This is a genomic window from Pedobacter sp. B4-66 (assembly GCF_018492665.1).
GTDB lineage: Bacteria > Bacteroidota > Bacteroidia > Sphingobacteriales > Sphingobacteriaceae > Pedobacter.
Map to the genome: position 1 here is coordinate 301,484 of NZ_JAFVME010000003.1, position 17,764 is coordinate 319,247.

Annotated in this window: 18 protein-coding genes; 10 read left to right on the forward strand and 8 right to left on the reverse strand. The window is 36.1% G+C overall.

What is annotated here, in order from left to right:
* Window positions 1-32: 32 nt before the first annotated feature.
* The 3 genes from J1905_RS05865 (at window position 33) to J1905_RS05875 (ending at window position 2,016) form a co-directional block, all read left to right on the forward strand.
* Window positions 33-1,091: a UDP-glucose--hexose-1-phosphate uridylyltransferase gene (locus tag J1905_RS05865; protein WP_214226295.1), complete on the forward strand. Its 1,059-nt coding sequence runs from the start codon at window positions 33-35 to the stop codon at window positions 1,089-1,091.
* Between the two features lie 66 nt (window positions 1,092-1,157).
* Window positions 1,158-1,346: a hypothetical protein gene (locus tag J1905_RS05870; RefSeq protein WP_173087850.1), complete on the forward strand. Its 189-nt coding sequence runs from the start codon at window positions 1,158-1,160 to the stop codon at window positions 1,344-1,346.
* A gap of 136 nt (window positions 1,347-1,482) precedes the next feature.
* The gene (locus J1905_RS05875) at window positions 1,483-2,016 is read left to right on the forward strand and encodes an RNA polymerase sigma factor (protein WP_214226296.1); all 534 of its coding nucleotides are present in this window, start codon (window positions 1,483-1,485) and stop codon (window positions 2,014-2,016) included.
* Here the strand turns inward: J1905_RS05875 and J1905_RS05880 are convergent.
* From J1905_RS05880 to J1905_RS05890, 3 genes are all read right to left on the reverse strand, one after another.
* The gene (locus tag J1905_RS05880; RefSeq protein ID WP_214226297.1) at window positions 2,013-2,252 is read right to left on the reverse strand and encodes a hypothetical protein; all 240 of its coding nucleotides are present in this window, start codon (window positions 2,250-2,252) and stop codon (window positions 2,013-2,015) included. The genes J1905_RS05875 and J1905_RS05880 overlap by 4 nt on opposite strands.
* 12 nt (window positions 2,253-2,264) lie before the next feature.
* The gene (locus J1905_RS05885; RefSeq protein ID WP_214226298.1) at window positions 2,265-2,900 is read right to left on the reverse strand and encodes a hypothetical protein; all 636 of its coding nucleotides are present in this window, start codon (window positions 2,898-2,900) and stop codon (window positions 2,265-2,267) included.
* A 144-nt stretch (window positions 2,901-3,044) separates the two neighbouring features.
* Window positions 3,045-3,572, reverse strand: a complete 528-nt coding sequence (locus J1905_RS05890; RefSeq protein ID WP_214226299.1) for a superoxide dismutase family protein — start codon at window positions 3,570-3,572, stop codon at window positions 3,045-3,047.
* A 600-nt stretch (window positions 3,573-4,172) separates the two neighbouring features.
* On the opposite strand from J1905_RS05890, the gene J1905_RS05895 reads away from it, so the two are divergent.
* The 3 genes from J1905_RS05895 to lspA all read left to right on the forward strand — a co-directional run bounded on the left by J1905_RS05895 (window position 4,173) and on the right by lspA (window position 6,955).
* Window positions 4,173-5,759, forward strand: coding sequence for a M1 family metallopeptidase (locus J1905_RS05895; RefSeq protein WP_214226300.1), 1,587 nt, complete (start codon window positions 4,173-4,175; stop codon window positions 5,757-5,759).
* Window positions 5,760-5,869: 110 nt separating this feature from the next.
* A complete protein-coding gene (locus J1905_RS05900; RefSeq protein WP_214226301.1) occupies window positions 5,870-6,265 on the forward strand; it encodes a LiaF transmembrane domain-containing protein in 396 nt (131 codons plus the stop codon).
* A gap of 186 nt (window positions 6,266-6,451) precedes the next feature.
* The gene (gene lspA / locus J1905_RS05905; RefSeq protein WP_214226302.1) at window positions 6,452-6,955 is read left to right on the forward strand and encodes a signal peptidase II; all 504 of its coding nucleotides are present in this window, start codon (window positions 6,452-6,454) and stop codon (window positions 6,953-6,955) included.
* 3 nt (window positions 6,956-6,958) lie between these two features.
* On the opposite strand, the gene J1905_RS05910 is transcribed toward lspA, so the two are convergent.
* The 5 genes from J1905_RS05910 to J1905_RS05930 form a co-directional block, all read right to left on the reverse strand.
* Window positions 6,959-7,441, reverse strand: a complete 483-nt coding sequence (locus J1905_RS05910) for a MarR family winged helix-turn-helix transcriptional regulator (protein ID WP_214226303.1) — start codon at window positions 7,439-7,441, stop codon at window positions 6,959-6,961.
* Window positions 7,442-7,451: 10 nt separating this feature from the next.
* A complete protein-coding gene (locus tag J1905_RS05915) occupies window positions 7,452-7,958 on the reverse strand; it encodes a GNAT family N-acetyltransferase (protein WP_214226304.1) in 507 nt (168 codons plus the stop codon).
* 123 nt (window positions 7,959-8,081) lie between these two features.
* Window positions 8,082-8,576 (reverse strand): SRPBCC family protein, encoded by a 495-nt coding sequence (locus tag J1905_RS05920; protein ID WP_214226305.1) that lies wholly within the window; start codon window positions 8,574-8,576, stop codon window positions 8,082-8,084.
* A gap of 112 nt (window positions 8,577-8,688) precedes the next feature.
* Window positions 8,689-10,062, reverse strand: coding sequence for an NAD-dependent succinate-semialdehyde dehydrogenase (locus tag J1905_RS05925; RefSeq protein WP_214226306.1), 1,374 nt, complete (start codon window positions 10,060-10,062; stop codon window positions 8,689-8,691).
* Window positions 10,063-10,072: 10 nt separating this feature from the next.
* Window positions 10,073-10,546 (reverse strand): DinB family protein, encoded by a 474-nt coding sequence (locus J1905_RS05930; RefSeq protein ID WP_214226307.1) that lies wholly within the window; start codon window positions 10,544-10,546, stop codon window positions 10,073-10,075.
* A gap of 127 nt (window positions 10,547-10,673) precedes the next feature.
* Between J1905_RS05930 and J1905_RS05935 the strand changes: the two genes are divergently transcribed.
* The 4 genes from J1905_RS05935 (at window position 10,674) to J1905_RS05950 (ending at window position 17,656) form a co-directional block, all read left to right on the forward strand.
* The gene (locus tag J1905_RS05935; protein WP_214226308.1) at window positions 10,674-12,173 is read left to right on the forward strand and encodes a malate:quinone oxidoreductase; all 1,500 of its coding nucleotides are present in this window, start codon (window positions 10,674-10,676) and stop codon (window positions 12,171-12,173) included.
* Between the two features lie 103 nt (window positions 12,174-12,276).
* Window positions 12,277-14,715: a prolyl oligopeptidase family serine peptidase gene (locus J1905_RS05940; protein WP_214226309.1), complete on the forward strand. Its 2,439-nt coding sequence runs from the start codon at window positions 12,277-12,279 to the stop codon at window positions 14,713-14,715.
* A 70-nt stretch (window positions 14,716-14,785) separates the two neighbouring features.
* Window positions 14,786-17,215, forward strand: a complete 2,430-nt coding sequence (locus tag J1905_RS05945; protein WP_214226310.1) for an AsmA family protein — start codon at window positions 14,786-14,788, stop codon at window positions 17,213-17,215.
* Window positions 17,216-17,245: 30 nt separating this feature from the next.
* Window positions 17,246-17,656 carry an OsmC family protein gene (locus J1905_RS05950; protein WP_214226311.1) on the forward strand — a complete coding sequence of 137 codons (411 nt, stop codon included), beginning with the start codon at window positions 17,246-17,248 and terminating at the stop codon, window positions 17,654-17,656.
* The last annotated feature ends 108 nt before the right edge of the window (window positions 17,657-17,764 follow it).

Here is a 17,764-nt window from a genome sequence, read left to right on the forward strand (position 1 = left end):
AACCAAACAAATTACATCGAATAAACACCACAATGAGTATCAATTTTGATTTAAATGAACATCCGCACACGCGATTAAATATTTTAACCGGAGAATGGGTTTTAGTTTCTCCGCATCGTACAAAACGTCCATGGCAGGGGAAGGTAGAATCCCTGCCTGCCGACAACCGACCGCAACATGACCCGGTCTGTTATCTGTGTGCCGGCAATGAAAGGGCCGATGGCAGCAAAAATCCTGATTACACCACCAACTTTGCTTTTACAAACGATTACTCAGCGTTATTGCCAGATACTCCGGTTGGCGAAATATCAATTAGTGGCTTGCTTAAAGCCGAAAGTCAGTCGGGAGTTTGCAGGGTTATAGCCTTTTCGCCACGTCACGATTTAACCCTCGCTGAGCTTGAGGTTTCTGCGATAAAAGGAATCGTAGAGCTATGGGCTGAAGAATTTAAGACCTTAAGCGAAAATCCTGCAATTAAGCATATTCAAATATTTGAGAACAAAGGAGATATTATGGGATGCAGTAATCCGCATCCTCATGGCCAAATTTGGGCCCAAAATAGTATTCCTCTTGAGATTCATAAAGAGACCACTAACCAGAAGAAATACTTTCAAGTAAATGGAAAAAGTCTACTTACAGACTATCTAAAAGTAGAATTAAAGGAGAAAAAGAGAATAGTTTTTGAAAACGATAGCTTTGTTGTATTGGTTCCTTTTTGGGCAGTATGGCCTTACGAAACCATGATTATCAGCAAAAGACATGTAAGAAGTATACTGGAGTTTGCAGAGGAGGAGCAATTAGACCTAGCTGTAGCACTTAAAAACTTAACAGTAAGGTACGACAACCTTTTTCAGGTTTCATTTCCTTATTCGGCAGGTATGCACCAAATGCCGGTAAATGATGGCGATCATGCAGAGTGGCATTGGCATATGCACTTTTATCCACCGCTTTTACGCTCAGCAACCATCAAGAAATTTATGGTAGGATATGAAATGTTAGGCAATCCACAACGTGATATTACACCCGAAGCGGCTGCAGAAACCCTTAGAAATCAACCAGAAATCCATTATAAAAACAAAAATATTTCCTAATAAAAAAACAAATGGTTTTTAGTATCTTTAAGTAGATGTTTAAAGAAATCTATAATTGTACTAACCATGGAAAAGGAAGATATCAAATCATTACTAGAGATTATTGACCAGCAAGTAAGTTCTTCAATACTGGGCGGAATGGAAGAACAGTATGAAGAACTTGAAGAGCTGGGTTTTATAACAATCAACAGGCATAGCGTACAGCATTCAGCATCCATAACACCTTTAGGTATGGAATTCCTTGATCACGATTAGAATCAGGTAATTTAGAAGTTTTTAAAAACCAGCGAGTTACATTAATTTTGGTACGTATTTTGACGTATATTACTCACACTCAAATATTTTGTTACAATGAATTAAATAGTAGTCACCCTCTTAAATCATTCCTATAATGAATACTACTGATTTCAACCACCAACTTAGCCTTAATCAAGGCGCACTTGAAGCTTTCGCTTTTAAATTCACTCAAGATTATGAGGACGCTAATGATCTGGTTCAGGACACATTGCTTAAAGCAATGCGCTACTCCAGAAAATTCAGAGATGGTACAAATTTTAGAGGGTGGTTGTATACTATAATGAAAAACACTTTCATAAATAGTTATAGAAGAGGAGTAAAGACAAGGTCATTCATTTCTACACACGAAGAAATTCCGGTATCTCAACTGCAAAACAGCGCAACAGGTAATACTGGTGAGAATAAATTCATGATGGAGGATATTCACAATGCAATGAAAAAGCTTCAGCCGGAATATTTAACCCCTTTTATTAAATACTTTGAAGGGTTTAAATACCATGAAATATCAGAAATGCTTCATGTTCCCATTGGTACTGTAAAAACCAGAATACATATGGCAAGAGGTATACTGAAAAAAAATCTTAAAATGTACACCCAAGAATTTGCCGGTAGGAGCTACAATAGCTAGGGATTTTTCTTTAAATAAGTATCAATAGCATTTTCCAGATCCGCATAACCTTCAGGAGGTAAATGTCGCGAACCGGGTTGTTCTATAGTCCATTTCCCGTTAGCCTTATTAAGCACAATTGGGTCTGGTTCACCTGTAACCATCTCTATCTTAAATTTCTGACAATTATCTGATGAAGTTACAAGTACATCCAGCTCCATACTCGCTTTCCTAAATCTAACTGGAAATGTTCTCATGATGATATCCTCCTATTGTTTAATTACTCCTTTTTTGATCATATCTTCAAATAAGCGTTTGTTAAAATCTGTTGCAAGTGCCTGTGGACTTGATGGGTCAAGTGATTTGGTTTGAACCGAGTAAATCAATTTCTCGTTGTCTAAGCTGTAGAAATTAGCCTCAAGTATAAATTTATTGGTTACTGTATAGTATCCTGGCTCATAAACCCTAGCGTACATGGTATGGTAGTATCCCCAAAAGCGGTATGTTCTAGGCCAATAAGTCATAGAACCTGGATTGTAGCTTTTTTCTTTGGTTTTATCTAGCAATGCAATGGTAAATGTACCGTCGTATCCTTTGTTTCTTATTTTCATTAAAGCCTGAGCTTCACTTAAACCTTCAAAAGCTTTTGGTCCATATTCAGCGAGTGCGGAGCCTGCATTGATACCATGTGCCTGTAGATTTTGTACCGTTACATTCTCAACATTTTCCTTTAGACTCCTATCTTTAGCGCCCATTAAGCCAATTACAAGGACTTTTTTAGATTTATCTATTGTTCCCTGAGGATCAGCCCACGACGAAATGATCTTAGTGCTATTACAAGCATTTAACAACATGGCAAACAGGAGAAAGACTGCTATTCTGCCGGGAAACAATATTTTTTTCATGATTTATAAGTTTGTGTATTAGAATAACAATTTATAATCGATTTGGTTGTAATAATTTACCATGAAATTTTAGCAGAATTTAACTCTGTAAGACAAGGTTAAAATTGAGTAGGAGGATTTGATCTTCCTACTCAAACGGATGTTTTACAGTTTAACAATTACACCGCAACCAACTCTGGGTCCTGAATTCCCTGTAGGTTGAGTTGTATAATCATCTGTTCCGCCATGAACTATAATGCCACGATTGATGATGTCTTTTACGTCATTCTCTTCTATACTCCACCTATCAGTAGTAACCGAAATAGAACCATGTCCTTTGCTATCCAATTGAATATTTCCGATATCTCCTGAGTGATATGCAGCGGATCCCCATTTGCCATGCGCTTCATTGGTTGGATTCCAGTGGCCATGAGTATTGTTTCCCATATCGCCACAATCTCCATGTTCATGAAAGTGTACAGCTACGGTACTATCAGCTCTTGCAGGAAAATTAAGTTCCAAATCCATCCTCATCTTTCCATCTTTTAACTTGTAGAATTTTGCCGTTCCTATTTCCTTGGCATCAGCTGTTGTTGCCAGTTTTGCTTCTGCTACCACAGTTTCATTTGTGGCTGAACATGAAGTGAAGAATGCCATTATTGTGATAACGGCCATTGCTAAATAATTTTTCATATTGCTATTTATATTGGTAATCACTATCTAGAACAAAACCTATGGCTTTAAGTTTTATACCATTTATATATAGTTAATTAATTGAATTAACTTTTGATGTAACCGCATGTACTTGCCAGGGCAAACTCATTAAAATAGTTGCTTAAACTAATAACTTGTTAATGCATTTAGGCTAAGCTGACTATTATTTCGAGAATGTATAAAGGCTCAAAAAACGACAAATGCGTCATAAAGCGACATAAAGTCGAAATTGCGACACGGTCCATTTTTATTTTAACCACATTTCATCTATGAGAAAAAGCAATAAAAACAATAGCAACTCTGTACTGGCCGGTAGGTGGCTTTGGCCCAGCCAGTATTGCAAAATGATGGATATACGGAAATTAAAGGACTGTTATAGGACCAATAACCCTTTAACAGTCCTTTAATGGACAATTGCCTGTCGACCTTTTGACTTAAACTGATTAGAGCAGGTGCAAGCAGGCCCGAAGAAATGGTGATAATACTAAGTGAAATTTTAATGCGTTCACCCTGATGTGCTTGCTAAAACAAAGCAGAATACTATATTTAAAATTTTAATAAAAAGAAGACTACATACCGATGAGAAAATACCTTATAATTTTATTCTTTTGCTTAACCAGTACAGCTTTTGCCCAGGATAAGTATTGGCAACAACACGTACGTTATAATATTGATGTCTCCCTTAATGACAAAGAGAAATCGCTAAAGGGATTTGAAACGATAGTTTACAAAAACAATTCACCTTCTGAACTTGACTTTATTTGGTTTCACATATGGCCAAACGCTTATAAGCAGGAATCGACCGCATTGTTCCAACAAATAAAAAGTGATACATCCCGGGTAAAAAAATTAGAGAATTATACCTACGGGAGTATTGAAGGCCTAAATTTTAAGGTAAATGGCAAAACAGCAGAAACTGAAGCTCATTCTAATCCTCAATATATTGACATCCTAAAGGTAAAGCTAAAATCGCCTTTAAAACCAGGCGACTCGGTTACTATAACTACTGATTTTAAAGTAAAATTACCTTCTTATTTTTCGAGATCTGGTTTTGCTGATGGAGAATTTATGGTTTGTCAATGGTATCCTAAGCCCGCTGTTTTTGACAAAAATGGATGGCATGAGTTTCCTTATCTTGATATGGGAGAGTTTTATAGTGACTACGCTTCTTTTAACGTAAATATAACTGTTCCTTCAGATTATGTTGTTGGGGCAACCGGAGTAATGCAAAATGCAGATGAGCTTGCTTTATATAAAAATATTGGAGCAAAAAATGTGGCCAATAGGACAGGAGAAGCTACAGTTTACAAGCCTATAAGTAAAAATGCCACCAAGAAATTAACATATAGAATTGATAGCGTTCCAGACTTTGCATGGTTTGCGGATAAGAATTTTGTGATTCAGTACGATACTGTAAAGCTAGCATCAGGTAAAGTAATAGATGCTTTTAATTACTATCACAATAAAAAAGAAACACTTTGGACCAACAGTATCGACTACACAAAAGATGCCGTTAAAAAGTACAGCAACTGGATTGGCGAGTATGAATATCCTGTTGTACAGGTGGTAGAAGGCCCAGCTAACAATGCAAGCGGTGGTATGGAATATCCAACCATCACATTAATAACCAGTCCTGATGCTAAAAAAGAGGCCTTAGATGGTGTTATTGCTCATGAGATTGGCCACAACTGGTTTATGAGCATGCTTGGAAGTAACGAAAGGCAACATACCTGGTTGGACGAAGGTTTAAACACTTATTTCCAGTTCAGATATGAAGCGGAAAAATACCGATCAAATTCAATTTTTGGGGATGCAATTCCCGCTGAGGTGAAAGCATTACCTGAAAAGGAATTTTTAGCGCGGACTTATAGCGCAATGGCCAGTATTCCAATGAAGTCGGCTATTGAAACCCCTTCTGACAAATTTACTTCTTCTGATGATTACAGTATGACCTCCTATGTAAAAACAGCATTGTGGCTTTACATACTTGAGTCTTCAGTGGGTAAAGATAAAATGGATGCCGCATTTAGACATTATTTCGATAAATGGAAAAACAAGCATCCACAGCCTGAGGATTTAAAGGCCTCGTTTGAAGAGTCTTTAGGTACAAACCTGGATAAGTATTTTGAGCTGCTAAACAAACAAGGTTCCTTTATGGAGCAGTAGTAAGATTATCTTACCGAATTATAAAGGCTATTTACCGACAGTTTTCTGCAACACAGCTTTTAAGCATTGATGAGCGTTGTTTTACGGAGTAGTTTTGAAGAAAAAAAGCTATGGAAACTCTAAATAACAACAACAGATCAAATCGCCATTTCGGAATGGGAATCTTTTTACTTGTAATTGGCGCTATCTTTTTATTAAGAAACATTGGCCTTAGTATTCCTTTCTGGGTTTTAAGCTGGCATACGTTTTTCCTGGCTTTTGGTTTATTAATTGGATACAGGAAAAACTTTAAAGCAGGTGGTTGGGTGTTTTTTGTGATACTTGGTGGTGTATTTACATTAAAAGATCTTATATTTTTTGATATCTCTCAATATACAACTGCGTTGGTTTTAATTGGAGTGGGGCTTTACATGATATTTAGACCTAAAAAAAGCATACAATTCTGCGACTTTGGACATAAAAAAGATACCATCAATTTCGAGAGCACCTTTGAAAGCAAAAAATAAATAAATCTATCATATAGCAAAAGCGGATGTATCAGGTATCATGATCATTCGCTTTTTTAATTACTCAGCTAAATACATTTTTACAACAAATTGTTATGTGTATGTCACCATTTTTGTTAATAAGATAAATTATCTTTAAGAATAAGGGGCATATAATTATATTGAGCAAATTTTTAACACCTACAAATGATTACAAGAGAGCTTTTAAGCAGGCTATTAATTTTATCACTTGTTTTATTTAACATTGGCTGCGATCAAGTCACTAAAAGTATTGTAAGAGAAAATGTAGGCTATAACGAGAACATAAAAATTATTAGTGATCATTTTACACTAACAAAAGTTGAGAATTCTGGTGCATTTTTAAGTTCTGGCGATTGGTTACCTGGCCCGGTTAAGTTTGTATTACTTTCTTTACTACCACTGCTTGTGCTTGGTTATGGTATCTATTTCGTTATGACTAAAACTGAAATGAGTAAGTTATTTCTCACAGGAATTTGTTTCGTAATTGGAGGAGGGATAGGTAACTTATATGATAGAATATTATACGGATCTGTTACAGACTTTTTACATATCGACTTTGTAATTTTTCAAACAGGGATATTCAATATAGCAGATGTATCCATCATGATAGGTATGTTTATGATACTAATACACTTGTACTTTAAAAAATCTGAACCGGAGTTAGCTTAAGTACTATTTAACTGGTGGCGAGATTCTTTTTGCCCTTTCCAAAAAACTTTGTTCTTCTAGTTTCTGTTCAACTTCAGCAATAGCTTTCATGATGTTGTTTGTGGTATTGGTCACCTCTGTTAAAGCCAAAACCATTATGTCCCATACTGGCTGCATCTGTTCTAACAACTTTTTACCTTTTTCTGTAAGTAGAATAAGTCTTTTTCGTTCATCCTGCTTGTCCTTTTTTGATCGTATTATCTTTTGTTTTTCTAGTTCTTTTAACAAGCTAATAGTAGATGGATGTGTGTAGCCAATTTCTGCAGCAAGCTCCACAACACTTAAAACCGGTTTAAAATGTAAGGTGTAAATTACAGGAAACCATTTGGGTTCGAAATCTATCTGATGTGCCTTATAAAGTAAAAAACCATCTTTGCGAAGCTGCTCGCTTAAGCGTTGAAGCCTGGTTGATATGGCCAGAATTCCTGATTCATTAATTACATTCATGAGTTGATATTTAAATGGTTTTATGCTTTAGATCTAAATGGTAAAAAGTATTGTCTGCTTTCATTCTTGGAAAATAGGATGGAAGATCCTCCATGTCGATTTTTAGGAAACCATTTCTTTCATAAAACCTACAGGCAGCTTTAAGTATATCTACCGTTCCAAGGTATATATCAGTAATGCCTTTTTGTTTACAATAATCAATTAATGATTCAAGTAAATTTTGGGCAATATTTAGTTCTTTACCTCTAAAAGCTTTTTTAACAAACATCTTTCTGATCACACCGGTATTGTGTCCAACATTAATTAATGCTATCGTACCTACTAATTCTTCGTTGCTTAAAGCGCCCCAGAAACCACCACCATCTTTATGGTAATTTGTTTCTATATCTAAAAGATCTGGCTGTCCTTCAAGTGTGATTGGTACTCCAAATTCGATTTGTTGAATTGGAAGGATAATGTCTATAATTCGCGCACAGTAGTTGTTGTAAATTGGTTCTATTAATATTGAAGCACTCATATATTCTTATTTATGTTCTAAAGTACGTAGTTGACTACATATATTTATATATAAATATATAATGTGAGATTTTCATGATAATACAGGATTCTGTTACTGATAGATAAATGAGACTAAATGCCGTTAGCTATTAAGCATTGGCTTAAAATCTGGATCTTTACCTCTAAGATCGAGGCCGCCTTCATAAATAGATTTTAAATTAATCAGATAGAATGACCATCCATTATGACATCCCAAGCGAATATGTTGCTTGCTATTATCATCCGTAGGGATATTTTTCTGTGTAAGTTCAACGAGAACGTAGTCCTTTTGAACTGATAACTTTACATCAACAAGGCATTCGCCTTCAAAGGTAAACTGAATAAAGTCTAAACCATTAGCCTCAGTGATCTTGCCCGTTGCTACATCATCATATAGGTGCCAGATCCACTTATAGCTATAACCCTTCTTAACTTGCTCATCTTTATTTATCTTATTTCCTTCGGCATCGGTAAATGTTGCGTCTTTTAAAAACCATCTTTCTATTTCAGCACTCTTTGTCCAGGAGTTATAAATATCACTTAAACTTGCTTTTACTAAAATTTTTAATGTAAATGAGGTCCAATCAAAGTTTTTCATTGTAGTGTTTTTAGGTTACTCAAAGTTAAGTTCTGTTATACTAATTATAGTAGGCAATAACGGCCAAAATAAGGTGGTATTTAAGCCAAAGTATTTTAAGTCTCCTTAAGTCCTATTTAATATAAACGGTTTTAATGTTAACGAATTCTCTAATTCCAAACACTCCCAATTCACGACCATACCCAGATTGGTTGATACCGCCAAAGGGCAATCTGGGATCAGACTTAACAAAAGAATTTACGAAGCAAGAGCCAGCATTTAGTTTCGTTTTTGCTATCTCTTCCCCTAAAGATCCATCTTCAGTAAATACGGCGGCACCAAGACCAAATGGTGTATCATTAGCTATTCTTATGGCATCATCAGTATTCTTTGCTGAAATAACTAAAGCAACCGGCCCAAAAATTTCCTCTTGATAAGCAGGCATGCCTTTTTTAATGCCTGTTAAAATAGTAGGAGTATAAAAAGCATGCCGGCCTTTAAAACGGGGGATTTCTCCACCAAGGATACATTTAGCACCAGCTTTAATGTTCTCCTGTACTTGCAAATGCAACTCATCCCGAAGATCTGATCTCGACATAGGACCTAGATTAGTACGTTCATCAAAAGGATCACCCGTTGTACGGGCTTCCATTTTTGCTTTAAATAACCTTACAAACTCTTTCTCTACTCCCTTTACAACAATGAATCTTTTAGCGGCAATGCAGCTTTGACCATTATTTATAAGCCGGCTTTGAGCACAGATATCTGCTGCTTGCTCTAAATCGGCGTCTTCTAAAACAATGTAAGGATCACTACCTCCAAGCTCCAGTACGCTTTTCTTTAGGAGCTGTGCCGCTTGTTGTGCTACTTGAACACCTGCTTCAGTACTTCCTGTTAAAGTGACAGCCTTTATAAACGGATGAGCAATCACTTCTTTAACAACTTTGCTGTTGATTAAAAGAACTTGAAAAATATTTTCGGGGAAACCTGCATCTCTGATGATCTGTTCGATGCTTAATGCACAACCACTCACATTGGAGGCGTGTTTTAGCAAACCGCAATTGCCAGCCATAAGGGCAGGAGCAAGGAACCTAAATAGTTGCCAATAAGGAAAATTCCAGGGCATTACCGCAAGAACAAGCCCTAATGGCCTAAAACTCACGTAACTTTTGGATGCTTCAGTTTTAATCAGTTCATCTTTTAAAAATTCTTCTCCATTATCTGCATAATAGTTACAAACTGATGCACACTTTTCAATTTCAGCTATACCATCTTTAATAGGTTTCCCCATTTCGATAGCCATTAATGCTGCAAGTTTTTCCTTACGTTTTATAAGTAATTCTGATACTTTAGTTAACAAAGAAGCTCTTTCAGAAAAACTTGTAGTTTGCCATTGTAACCAGGCATCGTGTGTTGTTTCAATCTTTTTATTAATCTGTTTTAAGGTATGCTCCTTATAGTTTTTAATTATTTTTCCGTTAACCGGATTAATTGATTGAATACTCATAATAATTAATTTAAATATCTCGATTACGCTTAAGCGCCATGATATATCCAAGATGCATCCCCTCGTGAAATGGTAAAAAGTTAAGGGCATCTTCAATATTGTTCATTTCTACTTCATACCTGGTAGTCCAGCCTTTGTAATTAACAAATTTATCTTGGTTTAAGTCGATCTCTAACTGATCAACAGATGTAAGCAAAAGTTGTTTTATCTCTTCAATTTCCTTTTCAGTCAAATTCCTTTCTGGTTTACTACCGGGCTTATAAGAGTTAAAAAAATCAATAGAAATGTTTGTTGATTGTCCACTTCTCATATAACAAACTCCTTCCTGAGCAGCTACAAGATGTGCTATATTCCAGATTATATTGTTGCTGTATCCGTTGGGAATCTTATTTAGCTCCTCCACAGTTAAATCTTTGATGGTATTTAAAATAAATAATCTAAGTTTTTTTAGTGTTTCTAATTGCGGATATCGTGATTCTGACATAATTCAGGTTGTTTTTAATAAAAAATCAATAGGTAATGTAAATTAAACGCAATATAATTAAAAACAGCTTTAGAGTTTAAGTGGATAATTTGATTAGGAATCGTAATTTTGCAAAAAATTTCAAAAAATGACTGGTAAAAGCAAATCAGATAGTACTGTAGATGTTGTATTAATTGGCGCTGGTATTATGAGCGCAACTTTGGGTGTATTACTTAAGGAATTGCAGCCGGATCTTAGTATTGAAATTTTTGAGCGATTGGACGTGGCAGCCGCTGAAAGTTCTGACGCATGGAATAATGCAGGAACCGGGCACTCAGCCTTTTGTGAATTAAACTACACTCCACAACTTGCTGATGGTTCAGTAGACACCAAAAAAGCTGTTTCAATAGCTGAATCTTTTGAAGTGTCTAAACAGTTTTGGTCTTTTTTAGTAAGAAATAAAATTGTTGATTCTCCAGAGACGTTTATCAAAAGCATACCGCATATAAGTTTTGTATGGGGTAAAGACAACGTTGAGTTTTTACGAGAAAGATATAATAACCTTCAAAAGAGTGACCTTTTCAAGGGAATGAGCTTTTCTGAAGATCCAAAAGAGCTTGCTGAATGGATGCCTTTAGTGATGAACGACAGGAATCCGGAAGAGGAAGTAGCAGGAACAAAAATGGAGCTTGGTACCGATGTAAACTTCGGTGCCTTAACCAGAATGATGTTTAACTATCTTCAGAAGAAAGAAAAAGTAAGCATGCATTTTGATCATGAAGTTCGTAAACTGAAACAAAAAGACGGTTTATGGGAAGTAAAGGTTAAAAATGAAACTACAGGTAAGAAAAGAGTAGTAAAAGCTAAGTTTGTGTTTATTGGTGCTGGTGGCGGTTCTTTACCACTTCTTGAAAAGGCGGGTATTCCTGAAGGTAATGGATTTGGTGGTTTTCCTGTAAGTGGACAATGGCTTAAATGTGTTAATCCTGAAGTTATTGAGAGCCATAATGCAAAAGTATACGGAAAGGCATCTGTTGGAGCTCCTCCAATGTCAGTACCTCACCTTGACACGAGAATGATTGATGGTAAAAAGGCACTCTTATTTGGACCTTACGCAGGTTTTTCTACCCGTTTCCTAAAACATGGCTCTTTGTTAGATTTACCTCTTTCTATAAAAATCAACAATATCAGACCTATGATATCTGCAGGTTTAGATAACCTACAGTTAACTAAATACCTAATTGATCAAGTACGTCAGTCTCCTGAAGACCGTATGGCTGCTCTTAGAGAATATCTACCTGCTGCTAAAATTGAAGATTGGGAACTTGAAACAGCAGGTCAACGTGTTCAGGTAATTAAGAAACATGAAAAACATGGCGGTGTACTTGAATTCGGTACTGAGGTAGTTACTGCCGCTGACGGATCAATTGCAGCTTTACTTGGCGCATCTCCTGGTGCTTCAACAGCTGTTTCTATTATGATTACCTTAATGGAGCGTTGTTTTGGTGATCAATTAAAAACTGAAGAATGGCAGAAAAAACTTAAGAGCATGATTCCATCTTATGGTCAGCCATTAAACGGAAATGCCCAGCTAACGGATGAAATCAGGATTCAAACTACACATGCACTCAGTTTAAAAACTGCATAAAAAAATGTTTTGATCTATTAAAGATGTTACGTTCTAAAAAAACACCTTAAACATAAGTTAAGGTGTTTTTTTTGTATTTTAGAGTACCGCAAACCTCTTTAGAATGAAGAAAAACACCCTAGTTCTCAGATGGAAATTGATATTTCCATTATTATTGCTATTTAATACGGCTTTTTCCCAAAATGTCTACAAATTTACTGAAGGACTATTATTGAATAATGTCCATAAGTATGGAAGGGAAGCTCTTTACACTGACCTCTTAGCCTATCAACTTTTCACTAATACACTTAAGCAGCCGACTGCGGATACTGTATTTGGCACTAACAGTAACGGAGCAGAAATGAAATGGCTTAAGGTTTCTGTCGATACGGCTGGGAGATTTAGAAGCAGATCTTTTAACGGAGGGTATATATACCTGACTTATAATTCAGATCAGGAGAAAACGACTTTGTTAAATATCAAAGGGAACAGTGCTGTTTTTGTGAATGGTGTACTTCATGCAGGAGACCCATACTCTTCTGGTTGGATGTATATTCCCGTAAACTTAAAGAAGGGGTTGAATGAATTTTATGTGCGTGGACAAAACTTAACAGCAAGCCTAATTTTTAGTAATAAACCTATTCTTTTAAACACAGAGGACGCAACACTTCCAAGCATAGTAAATGGAGACAATAACAACGGATTACAGGGAGCGGTTGTGGTAATCAATTCTACCCAAAAGGAACTGACAAACTATAGTTTAAAAAGTAATCTAGAAGGGAAAGAAATGATTTCCTCGTTACCCCCAATTCCAGCAATGTCTACCAGAAAAGTAATCTTTCAGTTTAATAGTGAAGGAGTATCGGGAAAGAGCAAAGTAGATTGTAAACTTTACTTAATAAATGGAAATAAAACAATTGATGAGAATAAGGTAGTTGTAGAGATAGCTGATCCATCTTCAGAAAAATACATGAATACCTTTGTAAGTAGTATAGATGGTAGTCTTCAGTATTATGCTGTTGCACCTAAAACTGGGACAAACGAGCCTGGTTCGGCATTGTTCTTTTCAGTTCATGGGGCAGGAGTAGAAGCAATTGGGCAGGCCAGAGCATATCAATCTAAAGATTGGGGAAACCTTGTGGCTCCAACAAATCGTAGACCTAGAGGTTTTAACTGGGAAGATTGGGGTCGACTTGATGCACTGGAAGTACTGCAACTGGCAAAGGGTAGATTTAAACCAAATCCTCAGCGCATTTACCTAACCGGCCATTCTATGGGTGGGCATGGCACTTGGTTTCTAGGCGCAACTTATCCCGATAAATGGGCCGGTATTGCACCATGTGCCGGTTATCCAACACTGAAAGGTTACGGCTCTGCAGATGGATTAATTCCTGACAGCAGTTCATCAGCCATAGGCAATATCCTACTTAGTGCAAGTAATCAAAGTGATGTATTTAAGCTTAAAAACAATTACAAATCATTTGGCGTATACATTCTTCACGGCGATGCTGATCGCACTGTATCAGTTAATTATGCCCGTTCGATGAGAAATACCTTGGCAGAGTTTCATCAGGATTTCAGTTATTACGAATATCCTAACGGTTCACACTGGTACGGAAATGAAAGTGTGGATTGGAATCCACTTTTTGAATATTTTAAATGGCACAGTAAACCTGTTGACACCTCCGTGAATACAATAGATTTCACTACCGCTAGTCCTGGCATCTCATCTTCTTATTACTGGGCTACCATTCATCAGCAAACAGTTCCACTGCAATACAGCAGGATTCAATTTAAAAGAAATAGAAATACGGGTAAAATTACAGGCAGCACTCAAAATGTGAGGCTTCTGAAAATAAGCTTAAATGATTTTACTGCGGGCAAAAATGTTACTATTACACTTGATAGCCTAAATGCAGTTAACTACACAACCAAAACTGCAACAGATGAAATCTATCTGTTAAAAGCAGATAGCAATTGGCAAATAACTTCTGTCCCTAATTCATCCGAGAAAGGGCCACATAGGTATGGCACTTTTAAAGACGGCTTTAACAAAAAGATGGTCTTTGTATACAGCACGGCTGGAACTAAACAAGAGAATGAATGGAGCGTAAATAAAGCTCGATTTGATGCAGAAACCTGGTACTATAGGGGAAATGGGGCAGTTGATATTATTGCTGACAAGCAGTATTCTACACGTATTTATAAAGATAGGAACGTTGTTATCTATGGTAACGAAAATACTAATTTAGCATGGAAACTCTTATTAAAAGATTGCCCTGTTCAGGTGAGTACAAATACGATAAGGGTTGCAGGAAACACATTAACCGGAGACGATCTGGCAGCATACTTTGTATGGCCAATAAAGAATACTGAATCAAATACAGTTTCTGTAGTAGCAGGAAGCGGCTTAAAAGGAATGAATGCGGCTTTAGCTAATCAGTATTTTGCAGGTGGAAGCGGATTTCCAGATTATATGGTGTATCGTTTAGATATGCTTAAATCGGGTATAGATGAGGTGAAGGTAGCTGGTTATTACGACTATAACTGGAAAATAAAGTAAACCCAAGCCTAGATACCATCTGTCTTAAAAACAATTTTTATAATTTAAACGTTTGACTATAAACAGAAAAATGCCGCGCTGGTCTAAAATAACACTCAAAGTACTAGGAGTCCTTATAGGGCTAGTTCTCCTTATTTTCTCTGCACTCGCTTTATATGTCAATTCAAATAAAAAGAGTCTGCTCCAAACTATTACTCAAAAGCTCAATAAAAACCTCAGTGGTGCACTTACAATTGAAAGTATGGATCCCACCTTTTTACGTGGGTTTCCGGGAGTATCCATTAGTCTGAAAAACGTAGTAATGAAAGATAGCCTATGGAAAAACCATCAGCATACGCTTTTAAGAGCTAAAGAATTAGAGGTAGCCGTAAATACATTATCGCTGCTTAAAGGCACTATAGAAATCAAAAAAATTGGAATTAATGATGCCGAGATATACCTTTTTACGGATAGTAATGGATATAGCAACACCTCAATCTTTAGAAAGAAAGACAAAACTAAAAAGCCAAAAGATGATAGTCAATCATCTACAGAAATAAGAAAGTTCACTTTAAACAACGTCAGCTTTGTAGTAGATAATAAAAAAGGACATAAGCTATTCCAGTTTGATATTTATGATTTAAAAGGCAATATGGACTATCCGCTATTAGGTGGTTGGGATGCAGAGATTAAACTGAAAACACTAGCCAAAAGTTTAGCTTTTAATACCAGAAGAGGAAGTTTTATTAAAGATAAACTTTTAGAAGGACCATTTAAAATTAGCTATAATGATAATTCAGGTATTGTATTGGTAGCACCAAATACTTTAAATATTGGTAAAGATCCATTTATAATAGGAGCTAAGTTTGATACTTCTAAGGAAAACACAGACTTCACCATCAATATTGAAACTAAGAACATCTTGTGGCGTAATGCCTCGGCTCTTTTAGCTCCTAATATTACCGCCAAGCTTAACATGTTTGATCTTAAGCAACCCATTCATGTTTACTGTACGTTGGCTGGAAATATGGGGCCTGGTGGGGACCCATCTATAAATGTAAAAGCATTGGTGAAAGATAACATACTGACAACTCCCGGCGGCGTTGTAGATGACTGTAATTTTACCGGTGTATTTACCAATAGCTATATTACTGGTAAGGGCATCAGTGATGAAAACTCAGCAATTAAGCTATTTAGTTTTAAAGGTAGCTATGCGCAAATACCATTCTCCATTGATACTGCGTTCATCAACAATCTGGACAAACCAATTGCGACAGGGATATTTAAATCACAATTTGAAATAGCCAAGCTTAATAACATTATAGGAGAGGAGATGCTTAAATTTGGTAAAGGTACTGCCAATGTAAAGCTTGCTTATCGTGCAGACATTGTAGACTTTAAACTCACAAAACCCTTTGTTAAAGGTTTAATAGATATTCAAAATGCGGATGTTAGTTATGTTCCCCGCAAGGTGAATTTTAAGAATACGGCTATTTCGTTAACTTTTACAGATCATGATCTTTATATAAAAAACATTCGTTTACAAAGCGGCAAGAGTGTGGTGTTTATGGAAGGGTCGGTAAGCAATTTCTTAAACCTTTATTACACAGATCCAGAAAAAATATTGTTGAACTGGAAAATAAGAAGCCCCCAAATCCATTTAGGGGAGTTCATCGGCTTTCTGGGCACAAGAAAGCCCAAAGCAAAAAAGAGAAGTAAACAATCTAATTTTTCTGAGAACCTAAACGAGCTCTTTGAAAAGAGTCAGGTAAATATGAGTCTGAAAGTCGACAAGATTTATTACAATAAGTTTTTAGCAACCAATGCAAATGCTGATTTGCTGCTCTCGGAAAATGGCATCGCTATTAAAAATGTGAGCGTTAAACATGCAGGTGGCTCAGTCTCTGTAAATGGGAGTATTGCTCAAAAGGGCAGCACCAATAATTTTAAACTGAATAGTGTACTTAATAATGTAGACATTAAAAACTTCTTTTACTCGTTTGATAACTTTGGAATGAAAACACTTACCTCTAAGAACCTAAGAGGGTTTTTATCATCTAAAACAAACATTTCAGGTATTATAAGTGATAAAGGTAATTTACTACCTAATTCATTGTATGGAACGATTATTTTTGATTTAAAAAAAGGTGCCTTGCTTAGCTTTGAACCTATAAAGAGTGTAGGTAAGTTTGCCTTTCCTTTTAGAGATCTCGACAATATTACTTTTACCAACCTGAATGGAAAGTTTGATGTACGTGGACAAAAGATTACCATCAACCCAATGCAAATTAATTCAAGTTTACTAAATATGGATATTGCGGGTGTATACTCTATGTCAACAGGAACCAATATTACGTTAGATGTCCCTTTAAGAAATCCTAAAAAAGATGCAGACATTACAGATAAAAAGGAAAAAAGAGAACGAAGGATGAAGGGAATTGTGCTACATTTACTAGCAACTGATGGCGAAGATGGGAAGATTAAGATTAAATTGAATAAAAACCGCGATAAAACAAAATAAACCTTTTAATAATCACCTTAATTAATTGAAATGAAACGTAATGCAACAGCCGTTTGGAATGGCACTATTAAAGAAGGTTCAGGCAACCTTACAACCGACAGCAAAGTACTTGATAAAACTCAATATTCATTCAATAGTCGCTTTGCCGATGGAATTGGGACCAATCCTGAAGAACTGATGGCTGCTGCCCATGCAGGTTGTTTCACTATGAAACTAAGCTTAGATTTAACTGAAGCTGGTTTTAATCCTACTTCTTTAGAAACCAAAGCCACAGTAACTCTAGATAACGGGGTGATTACTACTTCCCACCTTGTGCTAAAAGCTCAGATACCCGGAATTGACGACGCTAAATTTCAGGAAATAGCAGCGGGTTCTAAAGCTACATGCCCCGTAAGTAAAGCATATAATGTGGAGATTAGTTTGGAAGCTTCTTTGATCTAATGAATTTTTAGATAAACTTATTCCTGAAACCTCCTCTTTATTTAATAATTAGGAGGTTTTTTTATTCTATAGTTACGAGATACGCCGTAATTTATCTATTTTCGGATT

Bases quoted from the DNA above. Each gene is read 5' to 3' on its own strand.
- J1905_RS05865 (WP_214226295.1), top strand. From the start codon at position 33: ATGAGTATCAATTTTGATTTAAATGAACATCCGCACACGCGATTAAAT.
- J1905_RS05870 (WP_173087850.1), top strand. From the start codon at position 1,158: ATGGAAAAGGAAGATATCAAATCATTACTAGAGATTATTGACCAGCAA.
- J1905_RS05875 (WP_214226296.1), top strand. From the start codon at position 1,483: ATGAATACTACTGATTTCAACCACCAACTTAGCCTTAATCAAGGCGCA.
- J1905_RS05880 (WP_214226297.1), bottom strand. From the start codon at position 2,252: ATGAGAACATTTCCAGTTAGATTTAGGAAAGCGAGTATGGAGCTGGAT.
- J1905_RS05885 (WP_214226298.1), bottom strand. From the start codon at position 2,900: ATGAAAAAAATATTGTTTCCCGGCAGAATAGCAGTCTTTCTCCTGTTT.
- J1905_RS05890 (WP_214226299.1), bottom strand. From the start codon at position 3,572: ATGAAAAATTATTTAGCAATGGCCGTTATCACAATAATGGCATTCTTC.
- J1905_RS05895 (WP_214226300.1), top strand. From the start codon at position 4,173: ATGAGAAAATACCTTATAATTTTATTCTTTTGCTTAACCAGTACAGCT.
- J1905_RS05900 (WP_214226301.1), top strand. From the start codon at position 5,870: ATGGAAACTCTAAATAACAACAACAGATCAAATCGCCATTTCGGAATG.
- lspA (WP_214226302.1), top strand. From the start codon at position 6,452: ATGATTACAAGAGAGCTTTTAAGCAGGCTATTAATTTTATCACTTGTT.
- J1905_RS05910 (WP_214226303.1), bottom strand. From the start codon at position 7,441: ATGAATGTAATTAATGAATCAGGAATTCTGGCCATATCAACCAGGCTT.
- J1905_RS05915 (WP_214226304.1), bottom strand. From the start codon at position 7,958: ATGAGTGCTTCAATATTAATAGAACCAATTTACAACAACTACTGTGCG.
- J1905_RS05920 (WP_214226305.1), bottom strand. From the start codon at position 8,576: ATGAAAAACTTTGATTGGACCTCATTTACATTAAAAATTTTAGTAAAA.
- J1905_RS05925 (WP_214226306.1), bottom strand. From the start codon at position 10,062: ATGAGTATTCAATCAATTAATCCGGTTAACGGAAAAATAATTAAAAAC.
- J1905_RS05930 (WP_214226307.1), bottom strand. From the start codon at position 10,546: ATGTCAGAATCACGATATCCGCAATTAGAAACACTAAAAAAACTTAGA.
- J1905_RS05935 (WP_214226308.1), top strand. From the start codon at position 10,674: ATGACTGGTAAAAGCAAATCAGATAGTACTGTAGATGTTGTATTAATT.
- J1905_RS05940 (WP_214226309.1), top strand. From the start codon at position 12,277: ATGAAGAAAAACACCCTAGTTCTCAGATGGAAATTGATATTTCCATTA.
- J1905_RS05945 (WP_214226310.1), top strand. From the start codon at position 14,786: ATGCCGCGCTGGTCTAAAATAACACTCAAAGTACTAGGAGTCCTTATA.
- J1905_RS05950 (WP_214226311.1), top strand. From the start codon at position 17,246: ATGAAACGTAATGCAACAGCCGTTTGGAATGGCACTATTAAAGAAGGT.